The organism is Cystobacter fuscus (assembly GCF_002305875.1).
Lineage (GTDB): Bacteria > Myxococcota > Myxococcia > Myxococcales > Myxococcaceae > Cystobacter > Cystobacter fuscus_A.
Genome location: NZ_CP022098.1, coordinates 10594144 through 10611044, shown reverse-complemented (window position 1 = coordinate 10611044; position 16901 = coordinate 10594144). Strand labels below are relative to the sequence as shown.

General features: G+C 67.3%; 18 protein-coding genes. 2 read left to right on the top strand and 16 right to left on the bottom strand.

Annotated elements, in window-relative coordinates; translation table 11 throughout:
- From CYFUS_RS43070 to CYFUS_RS43005, 14 genes are all read right to left on the bottom strand, one after another.
- A complete protein-coding gene (locus CYFUS_RS43070; RefSeq protein ID WP_020917748.1) occupies nt 1-291 on the bottom strand; it encodes a YkgJ family cysteine cluster protein in 291 nt (96 codons plus the stop codon).
- Nucleotides 292-382: 91 nt separating this feature from the next.
- A complete protein-coding gene (locus CYFUS_RS43065; RefSeq protein WP_095990509.1) occupies nt 383-817 on the bottom strand; it encodes a cytochrome C oxidase subunit IV family protein in 435 nt (144 codons plus the stop codon).
- A gap of 15 nt (nt 818-832) precedes the next feature.
- Nucleotides 833-1513, bottom strand: coding sequence for a cytochrome c oxidase subunit 3 family protein (locus tag CYFUS_RS43060; protein ID WP_095990508.1), 681 nt, complete (start codon nt 1511-1513; stop codon nt 833-835).
- Nucleotides 1503-3179, bottom strand: a complete 1677-nt coding sequence (locus CYFUS_RS43055) for a cbb3-type cytochrome c oxidase subunit I (RefSeq protein WP_095990507.1) — start codon at nt 3177-3179, stop codon at nt 1503-1505. The genes CYFUS_RS43060 and CYFUS_RS43055 overlap by 11 nt, the downstream gene beginning before the upstream one ends.
- Nucleotides 3160-4212 carry a cytochrome c oxidase subunit II gene (gene coxB, locus CYFUS_RS43050; RefSeq protein ID WP_095990506.1) on the bottom strand — a complete coding sequence of 351 codons (1053 nt, stop codon included), beginning with the start codon at nt 4210-4212 and terminating at the stop codon, nt 3160-3162. Before coxB ends, CYFUS_RS43055 begins: the two co-directional genes overlap by 20 nt.
- Nucleotides 4209-5078 (bottom strand): SCO family protein, encoded by an 870-nt coding sequence (locus CYFUS_RS43045; protein ID WP_095990505.1) that lies wholly within the window; start codon nt 5076-5078, stop codon nt 4209-4211. The genes coxB and CYFUS_RS43045 overlap by 4 nt, the downstream gene beginning before the upstream one ends.
- A 27-nt stretch (nt 5079-5105) precedes the next feature.
- A complete protein-coding gene (locus tag CYFUS_RS43040; protein WP_095990504.1) occupies nt 5106-5591 on the bottom strand; it encodes a hypothetical protein in 486 nt (161 codons plus the stop codon).
- Nucleotides 5588-6799: a hypothetical protein gene (locus tag CYFUS_RS43035; RefSeq protein ID WP_095990503.1), complete on the bottom strand. Its 1212-nt coding sequence runs from the start codon at nt 6797-6799 to the stop codon at nt 5588-5590. The genes CYFUS_RS43040 and CYFUS_RS43035 overlap by 4 nt, the downstream gene beginning before the upstream one ends.
- On the bottom strand, nt 6796-7359 hold the full coding sequence (locus CYFUS_RS43030; RefSeq protein ID WP_095990502.1) for a c-type cytochrome: 564 nt from the start codon (nt 7357-7359) through the stop codon (nt 6796-6798). The genes CYFUS_RS43035 and CYFUS_RS43030 overlap by 4 nt, the downstream gene beginning before the upstream one ends.
- Nucleotides 7356-7907 (bottom strand): DUF3341 domain-containing protein, encoded by a 552-nt coding sequence (locus CYFUS_RS43025; RefSeq protein WP_095990501.1) that lies wholly within the window; start codon nt 7905-7907, stop codon nt 7356-7358. The genes CYFUS_RS43030 and CYFUS_RS43025 overlap by 4 nt, the downstream gene beginning before the upstream one ends.
- Before the next feature lie 2 nt (nt 7908-7909).
- The gene (nrfD, locus tag CYFUS_RS43020; protein ID WP_095990500.1) at nt 7910-9355 is read right to left on the bottom strand and encodes an NrfD/PsrC family molybdoenzyme membrane anchor subunit; all 1446 of its coding nucleotides are present in this window, start codon (nt 9353-9355) and stop codon (nt 7910-7912) included.
- Nucleotides 9356-9358: 3 nt separating this feature from the next.
- A complete protein-coding gene (locus tag CYFUS_RS43015) occupies nt 9359-12529 on the bottom strand; it encodes a TAT-variant-translocated molybdopterin oxidoreductase (protein WP_095990499.1) in 3171 nt (1056 codons plus the stop codon).
- A 23-nt stretch (nt 12530-12552) separates the two neighbouring features.
- Nucleotides 12553-13215 carry a cytochrome c3 family protein gene (locus CYFUS_RS43010; RefSeq protein ID WP_095990498.1) on the bottom strand — a complete coding sequence of 221 codons (663 nt, stop codon included), beginning with the start codon at nt 13213-13215 and terminating at the stop codon, nt 12553-12555.
- 398 nt (nt 13216-13613) lie between these two features.
- Nucleotides 13614-13970: an HNH endonuclease gene (locus CYFUS_RS43005; RefSeq protein WP_095990497.1), complete on the bottom strand. Its 357-nt coding sequence runs from the start codon at nt 13968-13970 to the stop codon at nt 13614-13616.
- 81 nt (nt 13971-14051) lie between these two features.
- Between CYFUS_RS43005 and CYFUS_RS43000 the strand changes: the two genes are divergently transcribed.
- Nucleotides 14052-14855, top strand: a complete 804-nt coding sequence (locus CYFUS_RS43000; protein WP_095990496.1) for an SDR family oxidoreductase — start codon at nt 14052-14054, stop codon at nt 14853-14855.
- 18 nt (nt 14856-14873) lie between these two features.
- Here the strand turns inward: CYFUS_RS43000 and CYFUS_RS42995 are convergent, their stop codons facing one another.
- Nucleotides 14874-15365 carry an NADAR family protein gene (locus tag CYFUS_RS42995; RefSeq protein ID WP_232537132.1) on the bottom strand — a complete coding sequence of 164 codons (492 nt, stop codon included), beginning with the start codon at nt 15363-15365 and terminating at the stop codon, nt 14874-14876.
- An 80-nt stretch (nt 15366-15445) separates the two neighbouring features.
- Entirely contained in the window at nt 15446-15958 is a 513-nt protein-coding gene (locus CYFUS_RS42990; RefSeq protein WP_095990494.1) for a GreA/GreB family elongation factor, read from the bottom strand.
- 256 nt (nt 15959-16214) lie between these two features.
- Here CYFUS_RS42990 and CYFUS_RS42985 point away from each other — a divergent pair, with 256 nt between their 5' ends.
- Nucleotides 16215-16868 (top strand): type 1 glutamine amidotransferase domain-containing protein, encoded by a 654-nt coding sequence (locus CYFUS_RS42985; RefSeq protein ID WP_095990493.1) that lies wholly within the window; start codon nt 16215-16217, stop codon nt 16866-16868.
- The last annotated feature ends 33 nt before the right edge of the window (nt 16869-16901 follow it).

Here is a 16901-nt window from a genome sequence, read left to right as displayed (position 1 = left end):
TCACCCGCGGCGGGCGTGACGCATCGAGTAACAACCGCGCTGTCGCACGTCGTCGGCCTCGGCCGTCAGCTCGAAGAGGGCGAGGTATTTGTGCACGCGCTCCTCGAGCGTGGGGGCCTCGATGAGGCGGCACACCGCGTCGGGCTGGTAGTCGCGGCACACCTGGGGGCGCCGCTCGTAGACGGTGCACAGGTTGTCGGCGCCGAGGTGCGGGCAGCGCAGGCCCAGGGGCTTGTCGAGCGCGGCGATGTCGGGCGCCACGCAGCAGGCGCCACAGCGGGTGCAGTCCATGAAGGGGAGAGGATAACCCCGGACGAAGAAAAACGCGGCGCCGGGGACGGGGTCCACGGCGCCGCGTTCGATGAAGACGGTGGGCGGGCGGCTAGTGCGAGCGCCGCTCGGGGGCCTCGTTCGTGCCCGTGGTGTTGTAGGGCATGGACTGGCCCGTCTCCACCGGCCAGGCGATCGGCGTGCCGCTGGCGGCCAGCGTGGGCCGGAAGCGCGTGCCGATGTCGAACAGGGTGAAGAGCAGCATCAGCACCACGAACACCATGGACGTGATGAACACGATCCGGTTGGCGCCCTGGTGATCCGCCAGGTGCATGAAGTACAGCGCCACGAGCGCGCCCTTCACCGAGGCGATGACGAGCGCGAGCGCCAGGCCCCAGTTCGGCAGGTGCATGCGGCCGGTGAGCACGGTGACGACGGTGAGCACCATCAGAGCCGCCCAGATGATGGCGTACTTCGTCGCGCCACCGTGGTGCTCCTCCTGCATGTTCTGCGCTTCCTTGGATGATTCATTGGCCATCGCGGACATGAGCTGAGGCCTCCCTTAGATGAGGTACAGCATGGGGAAGAGGAAGATCCACACCAGGTCGACGAGGTGCCAGTACATGCTGCCCAGCTCGACGGCGGTGTAGTTCCGGGCGCTGAACTCGTTGCGGTTCGCCTTGAGCCCCACCCACGTCAGCACGATCATTCCGATGATGACGTGGAAGCCGTGCAGGCCCGTCGAGAGGAAGTAGATGGTGAAGTACATCGGCACGCCGGGCACCTGCAGTGACGGCTCCGTGTCCGTGAAGTACGGCCCGGGCAGCTGCCCCACGTGGATCTTGTGCGAGTACTCGAAGTACTTGATGACGAGGAAGCCGAGCGCCATGAGGATGGTGAGGATGAACATCACCACCACCTGCCGGTTCTTCGCCTCCTTGGCGTAGTGCACCGCCATGGCGGCGGTGAACGACGAGGTGATGAGCACCAGCGTGTTGACGGTGCCCAGCACGAGGTTCAGGTGACGGCTGGCCGCCGCGAACCCCTCGGGGAACATGAAGCGGTAGTTCGCGTAGCACACGAACAGACCGGCGAAGAGCAGGATTTCCGTGGCGAGGAACAGCCACATGCCCAGCCGCGCCGCGTGCTGCTGCACGTCGAGCGAGGCGAAGTGGGCGGCGACGGTCGGCACGGGGGGCACCCCGGGCGCGTGGTGCGCCGGGGCGGCGGAACTAGACTGCATCGGGCACCTCGGCCTTCTCGCGGTCCACGTAGAAGTGGGGCTCGTCCGTGTAGACGGGCTGCGGACCGATGAAGTTGTGGGTGGGGGGAGGGGACTCGGTCAGCCACTCGTAGCCGCGGCTGTTCCACGGGTTGGAGGAGGCCTTCTCACCGTACACCAGCGAGTAGGTGAGGTAGATGGCCGTGATGAGGAAGCCGAACGCCAGCAGCGTCGCGCCCGTGGTGGAGGCCACGTTGAGCGTCTGGAAGCGCTCCGGGTACTCGTAGTAGCGCCGCGGCATGCCCGCGTTCCCCAGGAGGAACTGGGGGATGAACGTGGCGTTGAAGCCCAGGATGATGAGCGCCGCGGACACCAGGCCCCACCCCTCGTGGTACGTCTTCCCGAACATCTTCGGGAACCAGTAGTGGAGCGCCGCCATGAAGGCCATGATGGTCGCGCCCACCATGATGAAGTGGAAGTGCGCCACCACGAAGTAGGTGTCGTGCCAGGGCACGTCCAGCGACGCCGTGGCGAACGCCACGCCCGTCATGCCGCCGAACACGGTGAAGTAGAGGAAGCCGCAGAAGTAGGCGAAGGGCGTCTTGAAGTCGACCGCGCCCTTGTAGACGGTGCCCACCCAGTTGAAGACCTTGATGGCGGTGAACACGCCCACCAGCATCGTCAGCACCGCGAACACGCCCGCGTTGAACGTGGACTGGCCCGACACGAACATGTGGTGGCCCCAGGCGAAGAAGCCCACGAAGGCGATGCCCAGCGACGAGAATGCCACCGCGCGGTAGCCGAAGATGTTCTTGCGGCTGAACGCGGCGACCACCTCGCTCATCACGCCGAAGGCCGGCAGCACCATGATGTACACGGCCGGGTGCGAGTAGAACCAGAACAGGTGCTGGAAGAGCACCGGGTCTCCGCCGCGCGCCGGATCGAAGATGCCGAACTGGAAGAGCTGCTCACCCACCACCAGGAGCAGCACGAGGCCGAGCACCGGCGTCGCCAGCACCTGGATGCACGCGGTGGCGTACATGGCCCACACGAACAGCGGCATGCGGAACCAGGTGATGCCCGGGGCGCGCATGGTGTGCGTGGTGACGATGAAGTTGAGGCCCGTGGCGATGGAGCTGAAGCCGATGATGAACGCGCCGAACAGGATGGGCGCCACCGTCGTCGTCGTGTGCGTGCTGTAGGGCGTGTAGAACGTCCAGCCCGTGTCCATGCCGCCGTTGAGCATGCCCCAGATGGCGATGGCCGCGCCGGACAGCAGCAGGTAGAGCGACAGCAGGTTGAGCCGCGGGAAGGCCACGTCCTTGGCGCCCAGCATCAAGGGCAGCATGAAGTTGCCGAAGGCGCCGGGGATGGCCGGAATCATGAACAGGAAGATCATCACCACGCCGTGCATGGTGAAGGCGCGGTTGTACGTCATCGCGTCGACGATGGTCGGCCCCGGCGTCAACAGCTCCAGGCGGACCACCAGGGCGTAGATGCCGCCCACGAGGAAGAAGAGCAGGACCCAGATGAGGTACATCACCCCGATGCGCTTGTGGTCGAGCGTCAGCAGCCACGACTTCACCGTGGTGCCATCGACGAGGTAGCTCGGGTGGTGATCGTGATGCTCACCCGGCGCGGGCACGGCGCCCGGCTCGGCTGCGATGCTACTGCTGGATGGGCTCATAGACAGGTCCTTGAGAAGCGCCGGTGGTGCGGATGTCCGGAGTGCGCAAAGTCTTGATGTATTCGACGATCGCCGCGGTCTGCGGCCCCGTCAGCTTGCCCTGGAAGGTGGGCATGGCGTTGGCGTAGCCCGTCACCAGGTGGGCTCCCGGGTCCATCATGGACTGGGTGATGTACGCCTCGTCCGCGCGGATGGCGCTGCCGTCCTGCAGCGTCTCCTGCCGCCCGTACAGCCCCAGGAACGTCGGTCCGATGTGCGGCTCGCCATTGACGGTGTGGCACTTGAAGCACCCCACCTCGGCGGCCACCTTCTGGCCCTGCTCGGCCATGCGCGCCGGCTGCGGCGCCAGGCTCAGGTCCGCCAGCGCGTCCTGGCGGTTGGCCAGGTCGCCGCGGCGCTGCTCCTTCAGCCACGCGTCCCACTCCTCGGGCGAGAGAACCACGACCTCGCCGAGCATCTTCGAGTGCGACAGGCCGCAGTACTCCGTGCAGAGGATCTGGTACGTGCCGGGCTTGGTGGCCTCGAACCAGGTCTGCGTGTAGCGCCCCGGCACCGCGTCCATCTTGATGCGGAAGGCCGGCACGAAGAAGGAGTGGAGGACGTCACGCGAGGTGATGAGCAGACGCACCGGACGGTTGGCCGGCACGTGCAGCACGTTCACCCCGTTGGGGCCCTCCGGGTAGGCGAACTTCCACATCCACTGCTTGCCCATGACGTAGACGTCCATCGCGTCCTTGGGCGGCGTGGTGACGAAGACGAAGTCCCGGAAGCCGATGACGAACCAGGTGAGGAAGAAGATGAGCGGCAGCGAGACGAAGAGGAACTCCGTCTTCACCGACGGGATGACGTACTCCGTCAGCTGCTCCGGCGTGCGGCGCCGGTAGCGGAAGAAGAAGTAGAGCGCCGCCGTGCCCACCGCGAGCGAACTGAGCATCGTCACGGTGACGACGAAGATGTGGAGATTGTCCACACGCTCCGCGAAGGTCGAGGCCTGCTCCGGCAGGAACAGGATGTTGTTCAGCAACTCGTTCATGCTGCTGTGCCTTTCTTCAGCTCACGCCTCCAGTAGTAGGCGAGCATGCTCGCGAGCGCGCCGAACACCATGAGCGCGCCTATCCGGAGGAATCCAAAGATGTAGAAGCCGTACCGCCGGGTGGCGGTGTCATACTTGAAGCAGGTCAGGACGATGCGATCAAAACTGGTGCCGACCCGGCCTCCCGCGGCCTCGAGCAGGGCGAGCTTCATGTCCTTGGGCTGGAAGGACGTGCCGTAGAGGTAGCGCGAGATGGCGCCCTCGGGGGTGAGCACCATCACCACGGCCGGGTGCACATACTGCCGCGTCGACGCGTCATAGGTGTACTTGTATCCCACCGCGTCCGCGAGCTGCTGGATGTTCTCCTGGGTACCCGTGAGGAAGTGCCACGGGGCCGTCTCCGGCAGACCCATGGACTGCAGGTGGCGCCGGCGCCGCTCGAGGCTCTGCGCGGGCGTGTCCTGCGGATCGATGCTCACCGTCACCGCCTCGTAGTCCTTGCCCAGCACCAGGCCCAGCTCGCGCATGGTGCGGATCTGCTCGTTGATGATGAGGTTACAGAGCAGCGGGCAGTTGTAATACACGAGCGTGAGCAGCACCGGGCGCGTGCGCGGCAACACGTCGCGCAGTTGCACCGGCTTGCCCGACGAGTCGGTGAACGCCGTCTCCAGCGCCGCCAGCTCGCCCAGGTGCTCCTGCACGTCCACGCCTTTGAGTTGCGGCGGAGCGTCGGACTGCGCATCAATGATGCTCTGGGGCGTGCGGCCACCGCCCGGCAGCGCGGACACGGGGGCCGCGACGCCGAGCGCCAGGACGAGCGCCGCCATGGCGGCGCTCAGGGGCATGGACGAAGAGGGGGTGTACATCGTGCTTCTTCCTCTACTGCCGCGACACTACGGCTGGGGAGCCGGCGTGGGCTGCGGCTCGGGGGTGGGCGCGGGCGCCGCGGGCTGCTGGCGCGCGGCCGCCTGCTGGGCGATGACCTGGTCCATCGCCTGGTTCAACGGGGTGCGGGACACCACGTTACGATCTTCCGCGTAGCCCTTGTCCAGCGCCTCCTGCTGGGAGCGGATCTTCTCCTCGGCGTGCGTGTCCTGCTGGAACAGGCGCTGGTTGACGATGCCGATCTCGTACGCCGTGCGGTGATCCTTGTCCGGGGTGATGAGCGCCGGGATGGGCGCGGCACCCTCGGGGGCGAACTCGTTCGTGGTCGCCACCTGCAGGCGCCAGGCCCAGATTCCGCCCACGATGAAGATGATGATGGAACCGATTCCCACCTGGAGCACCTTGCCGGTGAGGATGTGATCCTCCTCGGACGACACGCCATGCGCACCGTGGATGACGCGCGACTCGACCTCCACCTGGCTCTTGTTGCTCATGGCTGCACGTACCTCAGCGACTCGGAGATGTAGGGGTCCTTCACCGGCACCGTATACCGGCCGCGGGTCTGCCACAGGGCTCCCGCCACCGCGATTCCACCCACGCCGACGAAGGCGGTGATGAGCGTCCAGTGGAACGAGGGGCCCTGGGGCGAGAGGGCCGGCCAGATGAGCCAGTACATGTCCACGGCGTGCATGACCAGGATGTAGACGGCGACGACGGACAGGCGGCGGGGCTGGAGCTTCAGCTTGCGCGATAGCAGCGTGAAGAAGGGCAGCAGGAACTGGCCGAAGAGCAGCGAGAGCGACACGGGCAGCCACGGCCCCGTGATGCGCAGCCGGTACCAGCCCGCCTCTTCCGGCAGGTTGGCGGCCCAGATGAGGAAGAACTGGGAGAAGGCGATGTAGGCCCAGAACGCCGTGAAGGCGAACATGAGCTTGCCCAGGTTGTGGTAGTGCGCCGTCGTCACCAGCGACCCGTATCCGTCCTTGCCCTGCGCGTTCACCGTGGCGATCGTCACCACGCAGAACGCGCTCAGGAAGCTGCCGCAGAAGTAATAGACGCCGAAGATGGTGGACTGCCAGAGCGGCGTGAGCGTCATCAGCCAGTCGAAAGCAGCGAAAGTAATCGTCAGCGCAAGGAAGGGGAGCGAGCCCGGGGCGAACCGGCGCTGCTTGGCCGTCAACTCGAGCTCACCCGACGTGTCCTGCTGCACGCTCCAGCCACGCAGCCGCGAGGACACGAAGATCCACGTGAAGAAGTAGATGGCCTGGCGGATGTAGAAGAAGGTGAGGTTGAGGTAGGGGTGCTTGTGGTGCAGGTGGTGCAGCTCCACCTCGGTGAACTTCACGCCCTCGGTGCCGGGAAACACCCAGTTGGGCGCGTCCACCCAGGGGAAGAGGTACTTGACCCCGGCGAGGATGGGCAGCACGAGCACGGCGAAGAAGATCACGCTCGAGCCCATGGTCTCCATCGTGCGGCGCAGCACGGTGATCCACTTGACCTTGGCGGTGTGGAAGATGGCCACCATGATGATGGAGGCCACCGCGATGCCCAGCCAGTAGCTGAAGCCGAACAGGTAGCTGAACATCGCCTTCTGGGGGTCGAGCACGAAGCCGACGATGGTCAGCACGAGGCCGAGCACGCCCAGCGCTCCGGCCACCGTCATCGCCTTCGAGCCGCCCGTGAAACGATCCACGGCAATCATCGGTTCTCCTGCGGAAGGGGCTGCTGGCCGCCGGCCTTGGGGGCGCGAGCCGTCTGCAGCGCGCGAACGTAGGCCACCACGGCCCAACGCTCCTGGATGTTGAGTTCGCCCGAGAAGGACGGCATCACGCCGTAGCCCTCGGTGATGGCGGCGTAGAAATGGCCGTCCGGCTTGTTGGCGATCTCCTGGAGGGACGGGGGCAGGCGCAGCGCCATGTTCTCGGCGACCACGCTGTTGCCGTCGCCGAGCCGGCCGTGGCACTGGGCGCAGACGATGTTGTACTTCTTGTGGCCCTCTTCCAGCACGGCCCGGTCGAGCTTGAGCGGGTTGGCGCTGACGAACTCGCCATTGACCCGGCCCGTGGTCAGGCCGGGGTCACCCACCAGGCGCTCGCGCGGAATGGTGCCCTCGGGAGGCGTGCGCATGGCCTTGCCATCCGCCCAGAACTCGTTCGTCTCGTAGTACTCGTACTTGGCCTGTGCCTCCATGCGCTGGAGGAACTCGGAGGGCACGTTACAGGCGGCCAGGGCGAGCCCGGCCAGGGGGATGAGCCGCCTCATTCCTTCTCTCCCGTCACCACGGTCACCTGGGTGGCGCCCAGGGACTTGAGCTGATCCATGATCGCATCCGCCTGGAGCGTCGCGAACTGCGGCACGCTCAGCCAGTAGCCGTGCGTGGTGGCGCTGCGGAACGCCTCGTGCTCGTAAGCCGGGTGATACGGCTGCGGCAGCCGGGCGAGCCCCAGGACTCCGAAGAAGATGCCGAAGGCCGCCAGGAGCACCGTCAACTCGAAGGTGATGGGCACGTAGGCGGGCAGGCTGAAGAGGGGACGACCACCCACGTTGAGCGGGTAGTCGTAGCCGTTCATGTACGCCATGAAGGCGATGGCGGTGGCGGTGCCGGTGAGGCCCGCGCACAGCGCGATGAAGGGCACGCGCGAGGGGGGCAGACCCAGCGCCTCGGAGCCGCCATGCAGCGGGTAGGGCGAGTAGGTGTCCATCCCCTCATAGCCCTTCTCCCGCATCTGCCGGGTGGCATCCACCAGGGCCTCGGGAGTGGCGAACTCGGCGAGGACCAGGGTTTCCAGGACCTTGGTTTCGGCGGACATGGTCAGTGCGCTCCGTGGGTGAGGGTCCCGGCGGCGCCCGTCTCGGCGCCATGCGCGGCGTGGTGGGCGGCGTGCTTGAGCTCGAGCTGGAGCTCCTTCACCTCGCTGATGGCCACCGCGGGGACGAACTTGAGGAAGAGCAGGAAGAGCGTGCTGAACAGACCCAGCGTGCCGATGTAGAGGCACCAGTCCACCCACGTCGGGCTGTACAGGTCCCACGACGAGGGCAGGAAGTCCTGCGTCAGCGACGTCACGATGATGATGAAGCGCTCGCACCACATGCCGATGTTCACGACGATGGAGGCCACCCACATGATGGGGATGCTCGTGCGGCACTTCTTGAACCAGAAGATGTTCGGCGTGATGACGTTGCAGGCGATCATCAGCCAGTACACCCCGGCGTAGGGACCCCGCGCGCGGTTCACGTAGAAGGTCCAGATCTCGTACTCGTTGCCGGAGTACCAGGCGATGAAGTGCTCCATCATGTACCCGTAGGACACGATGAGGCCCGTCGCGAGGATGACCTTGTTCATGTTCTCCAGGTGGCGATCGGTGATCACGTCCCGGAGCTTGAGGTACTTGCGGGCCGGAACGATGAGGGTGATCACCATCGCGAAGCCGCTGAACACGGCGCCGGCGACGAAGTAGGGCGGGAAGATGGTGGCGTGCCAGCCGGGGATGAGGCCCGTGGCGAAGTCGAAGGACACGATCGTGTGCACGCTGAGCACGAGCGGGGTGGAGAGACCCGCCAGCAGCAGGTAGCCGATCTTGTAGTTGTGCCAGTGACGCCCGGAGCCGCGCCAGCCGAGGGAGAACAGGCCGTAGAGGATGCGCTGCAGCTTGCCCTTGGACGAGTCACGCAGCGCCGCCAGGTCCGGAATCAGACCGATGTACCAGAACAGCAGCGACACGGTGAAGTACGTGGAGATGGCGAACACGTCCCAGTCCAGCGGGGAGCGGAACTGGGGCCAGGCGCCCAGCGTGCTGGGGTAGGGCAGCAGCCAGAAGGCGAACCAGGGACGGCCCGTGTGCAGCAGCGGGAACTGGCCCGCGCAGATGACCGCGAAGATGGTCATCGCCTCGGCGAAGCGGTTGATGCTCGTGCGCCACTTCTGCTGGAAGAGCAGGAGGATGGCGGAGATGAGGGTACCGGCGTGGCCGATACCGACCCACCACACGAAGTTGACGATGTCGAACGCCCAGCCGTTGGGCTGGTTGTTACCCCACACGCCGATGCCGCGCGCGAGCGTCAGCGTCACGGCGACCAGGAACATGCCCAGGCCAACCAGGGCGATTCCGAACAGCAGGAACCAGCCCTTGCCCGGCTTGGCCCAGACGTGGTCGAGCAGGGTCTCGTTGAGCGAGGCGTCGTCGTGGTGCGGCGGGACGAGCATCCGCGGCTCGAGCGGATCGACGCCAGGTGGGTGATGGATTGCGGTCTCGGCCATGACTCAGTGGCCTCCTTCGTGCTTCGCAGCGGCGGGCTTGGCGGACGCGAGGGCGGGATTGGGGTTGCGCAGGCGGATGAGGTGGGCGGTACGCGGCGAGGTGCCCAGTTCCTTGAGCAGCTTGTACGCGCGCTCGTCCTGGTGGTGCTTGGTCACCTGGGCATTCGGATCGTTCAGCGTCCCGAACACGATGGCCTCGGTGGGGCACGTCTGCTGGCAGGCGGTCTGCAGCTCCTTCTCGAAGATGGGCCGCTTCTCCACGCGCGCCTTGATGCGCACGCGCTCGATGCGCTGCACGCAGTAGGTGCACTTCTCCATGACGCCGCGGTTGCGCACCGTGACGTCCGGGTTCATCAGCATCTTCTGCGTGGGCGTCTTGTCCGCGGTGTAGTGCAGGTAGTTGAAGCGGCGGACCTTGTAGGGGCAGTTGTTCGAGCAGTAACGCGTGCCGACGCAGCGGTTGTACACCATGTCGTTGAGGCCCTCGTCCGAGTGGACGGTGGCGTTCACCGGGCACACGTACTCGCACGGCGCCTTCTCGCAGTGCACGCACGCGATGGGCTGCATCACCATCTCCGGGTCGTGCAGGTCATCGCCCGTGAAGTACCGGTCGATGCGCAGCCACTGCATCTCGCGGCTGCGGGCCACCTGCTCCTTGCCCACGACGGGGATGTTGTTCTCCGACTGGCAGGCCACCACGCACGCGGAGCAACCCGTGCAGCGCGCCAGGTCGATGGCCATCGCCCACTTGTAGTCCTTGTACTCGTACTCCCCGAGCATGCTGGCCTGCTCGCCACGGACGCGGGCGAACACGGAGCTCTTCTGGTGCTTCTCGTCCTCCTGCTCCTTGCGGAACTGCTCGACGGACATGTCGAGCGCGAGCGGGCGGCCCTCCATGCTCCAGTGCTGCTGGGTGAGGGAGAACTTGTGCGTCCGGGGCGTCTTGTCCAGTCTGGCGCCGCCATCGAACCAGGGCGCGTTCACGCTGCGCACCCGGTTGGCGTTGAAGCCCACTTCCTTGGCCACCGTCTCGAACAGACCCGTGCGGCCGTAGCCCAGGGGCAGCACCACCACGCCGTCCGCGATGCCCGGGAGGATCCACACCGGCACGTCCAGCGTCTTGCCACCGTAGGTGAGCGTGGCCACGTCGCCCGGCTGGAGATTGTTCTGATTCTTGGCCGTCTCGGGGCTGATGTAGGCCGCGTTGTCCCACGTCATCTTCGAGATGGGATCCGGCAGCTCCTGCAGCCAGGAGATGTTGGCGAACTGGCCGTCGTAGACCTTGTAGTCCGCGACGAAGTTCACCTCGAGGCCCTCCGCGGAGGGCGGCTGCCAGGCGTCCACGAGCGCGCGGGCCGCGCCCGCGTTGGGGGCCGCCGTCAGGGCCGCCGTGGCGGTGCCGGGCACGATGCCCACGGACACCCACGTCTCCCACGCCGTCTCGAAGTCCGCGCCCGCCAGGTTGCTGCGGCTCCAGAAGTCCCGGAGGATCTGGTAGCTGCCGCGGTACGGCTCACCGAGGAACAGCGCGAGCAGCTCCGAGGTGGGCACGCCGTTGAAGAGCGGCTGGATGAGCGGCTGCACGATGGAGACCGTTCCATCGGCCGAGCGCCCATCACCCCACGCCTCGAGCTCGTGCGCGGCCGGGATGAACCAGTCGCTGAACGCGCTCGTCTCGTCCTCGAAGAGCGAGGTGTAGATGACGGTGAGCTTGGAGCGGTTGGGGTTCTTGGCCGGATCCAGCACCTCCTGGAGGCCCAGGTCCGCCGCCGCGCGGTAGACGGGGTTCCAGGCGGTGATGACCAGCACGTCCACCGCGCCGTTCTTCAGCTCCTCCACGAGCGGACGCAGGCCGGCGTCGCTGGTGGTCTCGTTCACCGCGGAGGCCACGTAGCGCACCGTCTGGCCCACGTTGCCCAGCGCCGCGTTGATGGCGGCGGCCAGGGCGTGCACCGCGGCGGGCTGACGCTCACCGGCCACCACCAGCGAACGGCCCTTGTGGGCGTTCAGGTCGGCGGCGACGGCGTCCACCCACGTCTGGTGCTTGGCGTCGAGCTGCGCCTTCTGGCTGCCGCCGGCACCCAGCCCAGCCGCGTCACCGCCCACGCGCATGGCGAGCGCGGCGGCGATGCCGAAGATGTCGCGCGACTTCACGCGCAGGCGGTGGTCCGCCATGCCACCGGTGATGGTGTAGCGCGGCTCGGCGACATAGAGGCGGTTGAGCTCGCCCTCGGCCAGGTCGCGCCGACGCGCGAAGGCGCGGGCATAGGCCAGATTGGAGGGACGGCTCTCCAGGAAGTCCGCGTCCAGGGACAGGACCACGTCCGCGCGGGAGAAGTCATACAGCGGGTGGGCCGCCTGGCCGAACACCGCGCTGGTGCCCTCGGCGGCCGGATCCTGCGAGAGCGCGGTGTAGCTCTGGAAGCGGGCCTTGGGCAGGCGCTCCTGGATGCGCGAGCGCAGGTGGCCGAGCACCGGCGAGGTGTTCGGCTCGGTGAGGAAGCGCACGCGCGCGCCGCCATCGGCCTGGATGGAGCGGGTGAGCGTGTTGCTGATCTCCTCGCCGAAGGTGCGCAGCGAGCGCGGCTCCTTGCGGTAGCGCAGCACGCGGGCGCGCTGCGGGTCATACAAGGACATCAGGAAGGCCTGCTCGAAGACACCGGCGGCGCCCAGGTTCACCGGGTGCTGCGGGTTGCCCTCGATCTTCACCGGACGGCCCTCGCGCGCGGTGACGAGGATGCCGGAGGTGTGGCCCCCGAACGTCATGCCCGAGGCGTAGTGCAGCGGGTTGCCCGGAACCATCTCGGGCGGCGTGCGGGTATAGGGCACCATGCGCTCGTCCACCGGACGGGTGGAGCAGGCGGTGGCGCCGGCCATCGCGAGCGACGCGCCGAGCAGCTGCATGAACTGGCGGCGGGCGACGCCCGTGGGCGGCAGGTCCGCGCCCTCGGGGAACTCGGGGCGGACGGACTCGAGGTACTCGGGCTGGCCGAGCTTCTCCTCGAGGCTGCGCCAGTAGGTCTTGCCGTAGGCGCCCTCGGCGGTCTTGGTGTGGGCGCTCTGCGCGGCGGCGTGCTCGAGGGCCTCGCCGACGGCGTCATGGTCATGCTCATGCGCCGGGGCGGCCGCGTCCGAGACGACCGGCAGGGCGAAGGAGGCGGGGGTGTCCTTCATAGAATCTCCGTCGAGCTTGGGCTTCAGCGATGGCATGTCGAGCAGCTCGTGCGACCGTGAACGTCGTTCTCTTCCATCAGCGTTTCCGCGAGCTTCTCCGCCTCGGCGTGATCCGCGGGCGGCTTCCAGGTCATGCTGGTGATGAACTCCTGCGGACGCAGGTTGGGCCCGGGATCGCGGTGGCAGTCGAGGCACCACTCCATGGTGAGCGGAGCCACCTGCTCGATGGCGCCCATCTCGTCCACCCGCCCGTGGCAGGTCACGCAGCCCACGCCCTTGGCGACGTGGATGGAGTGGTTGAAGTAGACGAAGTCCGGCAGGTTGTGGACGCGGATCCAGGGGATCGGCTGGTCCGTGAAGTACGCCTGACGCACGAGCGCCAGGTACGGACTCTGGTTCCACACCTGCGCGTGGCAGGACATGCAGACCGTGGTGGAGGGGATACCGGCCGACGGCGACTTCTCCACGGAGAAGTGGCAGTAGCGGCAGTCGATCTGCTCGTCACCGGCGTGGTGCCGGTGGTCGAACTCAATCGGCTGCTCGATCGGACGGTGCTGATTGGTGACGAACGGAGACCGTACGTACGCCATCAGTCCACCGAGCGCGAGCGCGGGGAATGCGAGGAGCGCCGCGACCGAAGCGCGCGACACCGTGTTCGTCCAACGTGGGAAGAGAGGACCGCTCATACCAGGACCGAGGGGCTGATCAGTGGATGGCTCCGGAGGTCGCGACCGGGAGCACAGTGCGACCGGACCGGAGACGGGTATGGGGAGATTGGGACAAGAAGCGCATTCACGGCGTTGCTATGGCTACGGCGGCTCCTGCCCAGACAGGAGACTCGCGAACAAACCCGACCCCGACCGAATGATGAGATGCCGTGGACAGGGTCGCTCCTCCTCGTCCCAGTCCAACGCGGCGCGTGACCATCGGGCATCATTATCAGACTGTCAACCTTTCTCGTTCCGCATCGGGAATAGGGCTGGCGCGCGGGATAGCACGACTCCGGCGCCGTGGCGCGATCAGAAAGCGCGGGCGATGATGATCTCTTCTGGAAGTTGGTAGGGGGGTTGAAACCGTGCGAGGTTCAGGCATCGTCCGGGTCGCGCCAGCGCTCCCGGCGGCGCGCCAGCAGCCGATCCACGATGTCACGCACCCGGGCGTCCCGGCGGAAGTGGCGGTCGTGGCGGCTGCCTTTTCCCTGATTGCAGCGCGCACACGCCAGGCCCAGGTTGCCCAGGTCATCCGTTCCCCCGTGGACCTGGGGGACGATGTGCTCGATGGTGGCGCGGCTGATGGGCTCGCCGTCCAGGCCGATGACGAGGTAGGCATTGCAGTGCAGGCACTTGCCCAGCCACACCTCCTGGCCCCGGTGCTCGGTCCGCTCGAAGGTGGCGTCGGTGGCCACGATGTCGAGGATGCGGCGGCGCCTGGCGAAGCTCACCCTCATTTCTATAGAGGTATGTAGCGCTACGTGCCAACGGGCCCGGGGCGCCGGGGAGTCGCTCGGTTAGAATGGCGGCCCATGAAGGACAAAACGGTGGTCGTCACGGGAGCCTCCTCGGGCATTGGCGAGGAATTGGCAGTACTCCTGGCGGAAAAAGGAGCACGGGTGGTGCTCGCGGCGCGCGACGAGGTGGCGCTCGCCCGGGTGAAGCAGCGCTGTGAAAAGGCCGGGGGCCAGGCGCTCATCGTGCCCACCGACGTGAGCGACCCCGAGTCCTGCCGCCGCCTCATGGCGCGCGCCGTGGAGGCCTTCGGCGGAATCGACGTCCTGGTCAACAACGCCGGGCTCACCATGCGCGGGCGCTTCGAGGAGGTGACGGACCTGTCCGTCTTCGAGCGGCTCCTGCGGGTGAACTACCTGGGCGCCGTCTACTGCACCCATCACGCGCTCGCCTCCCTCAAGGCGCGCCGGGGCCTCGTCGTCGCCGTGTCCTCCCTGACGGGCAAGAGCGGCGTGCCCGGCCGCACCGGCTATGCCGGGAGCAAGCACGCCATGCAGGGCTTCTTCGACTCCCTGCGCATCGAATTGCTCGGCACCGGCGTGGACGTGCTCGTCGCTTCCCCCGGCTTCGTCGCCACCCCCATCCGTGCCCGGGCGCTCGGCCCGGATGGCAAGACGGGGCACCCGGACGTCGCGGAGGAGAAGGGCGCGCGGATCATGGACGCCCGCACGTGCGCGCGCTTCATCCTCCGCGCCATGGAGCGTCGGGATCGCGAGTGGGTGATGATGCCCGCGCCGAGGGTCATGCTGGCCCTCAAGGCGCTCGCGCCGGGATTGATCGACCGGTTGGCCGCGTGGAAGATCAAGAACGCCCCGCCCTGAGCCCCGGCCGCGTCCCCGTCAGGCCGCGGCGAGCAGATCCTCCCGGAGGCGCGTGAGGACCTTGCCCAGCAGGTTCAGGCCCCGCCACTTCGCCGGATCCTGGATGCGGGGATCCTCCGCCGACAGCCCCACGCCCCAGATGCGATCCAACGGACTGGCCTCCACCAGCAGCGTTCCCCGGGTGGCCAGCAGCGCCGAGCGCAACCCGGCGTTCTGGGTGAACTTGGCGTGGTTGCCCTCGTACACGATGCGCTCGCGCTCCCGCTCCCACAGCGCGCCCTCGAAGCCTCGCACCTCGCGTCCGAGCGCCTTGTGCTCCTTGGGCGTGCGCGCCACGAGGATCCGGGCCGCCGTCTCCCCATCTCCGAAGAGCCGCGCCTTGCCGTACATCATGTACTGCTCGGCGCAGATGAACCGCTCTCCCTCCACCACGAACTCCGAGGCATGCCACTGCGAGAACGGTGACTCCGTCCGCCAGAAGAACGTGAACCCACCGCGCACGGTATCCATTGGCTGCACTCCCAGGTTGGTGTTCATTGAACACCAAGAGGGACGCCGCTGACAACAACACCTGACGGCGCTCGTCGCGCTCAGGAGGTGGGCGGCCGGTACGACACCTGCGTCACGGTGTATTCGATGGCGCCGCGGGGGCGCTCCACCCGCACGGACTCTCCCTCCTCCTTATCGAGCAGGGCCCGCGCCAGGGGCGACTCGACGCTGAGCCGTCCCGCCTTCACGTCTGCTTCGTCGGGACCCACGATGCGGTACGTCGTCTCCTCGCCTTCCTCGTCCTCGAGCGTCACCCAGGCTCCGAAGAAGATCCGTGCCTCGTCGGGCACCTCGGTCACCACCCGCACCTCTTCCAGGATGGCGGCGAGCTGCCGCGCCCGGCGAGCCCGCTCCCGCGCCTGTCCCTCTCCCGCGAGCGCCAGGGCTTCCTTCTCCTCCTGGGCCAGGGGCACGGAGAGCGCCGCCAGTTCCTCCTGCATCGCTCGGTAGCCCTCGGCGGTGATGTAGCGTTGCTCTCCGGATGCCGGGCGGGGGCGGGGTGGCAGGACGATGTCTTCTCCGCCCGCGTCCTCCTTGGTGAAAGCCTTCGACATGTGCTCCCTCCGTGGTTGGCCGCCTGTCCGGCTCGCCGCTCCGGCTTCCAGGCCGCGGGTGTTCTCCTCCTTACGATAACGACTCGCTTCACCCGAGGTCCGGAGTTCCCACCAGGAAGCAGCCAGCCCGGCAGGCCCTTCCTTCCGAAGGGAGGGCGTGCTCCCCCGTCTCCCCCACGTTCCGGGAAGCATGGGGTGGCGGAGCGGGGAAGGGCGCCGATCTTCCCCAGAGGGAAAAAGACCCGGGAGATACGACATGGCAAGGAAGGTACTGAAGGGCATCCGCGTGGGGGTGCTGGCGACCGATGGCTTCGAGCAGGTGGAGCTCACGCTTCCCGTGAAGGCCCTGCGCAAGCGCGGCGCCCAGGTGGACATCGTCTCCCTCCGCAAGGGGAAGATTCGCGGCATCAACCTGATGTGGCCGGGCAAGAAGGTCCCCGTGGACCAGACGGTGGACAACGTGCGGCCCAGGGACTTCGACGCCCTGCTCATTCCCGGAGGCTTCCAGAATCCGGACTCGCTCCGCCAGAGCGAGGAGGTGCTGGACTTCGTCCGGGAGATCGATCGGCTCGGTCGGCCCATCGCCACGCTGTGTCATGGGCCCTGGGTGCTCGTGTCGGCGGGCCTGGCCAACGGGCGCCGGCTGTCGTCCTGGCCGGGCATCAAGGATGACATCCGCAACGCGGGCGCCGAGTGGCGCGATGAGTCCGGAGTCCTCGACGGGCGGTGGTTCACCAGCCGTGGTCCTCAAGACATGCGCCACTTCATCAAGGGCATGGTGTCGCTCTTCGCCGAGCACGCACCCCGCAACCACCTGGCGCCGGAGCGCTCGCACTGGGGCCGCTGGGCCATCGCCGCCTTGTTGGGTCTCATCGCCATTCGTCCCGTTCGCGAGGCGCTCGCGCGCTGAGGGGCAGGCTCCCTTCCGGGGAGGGCGACCAAC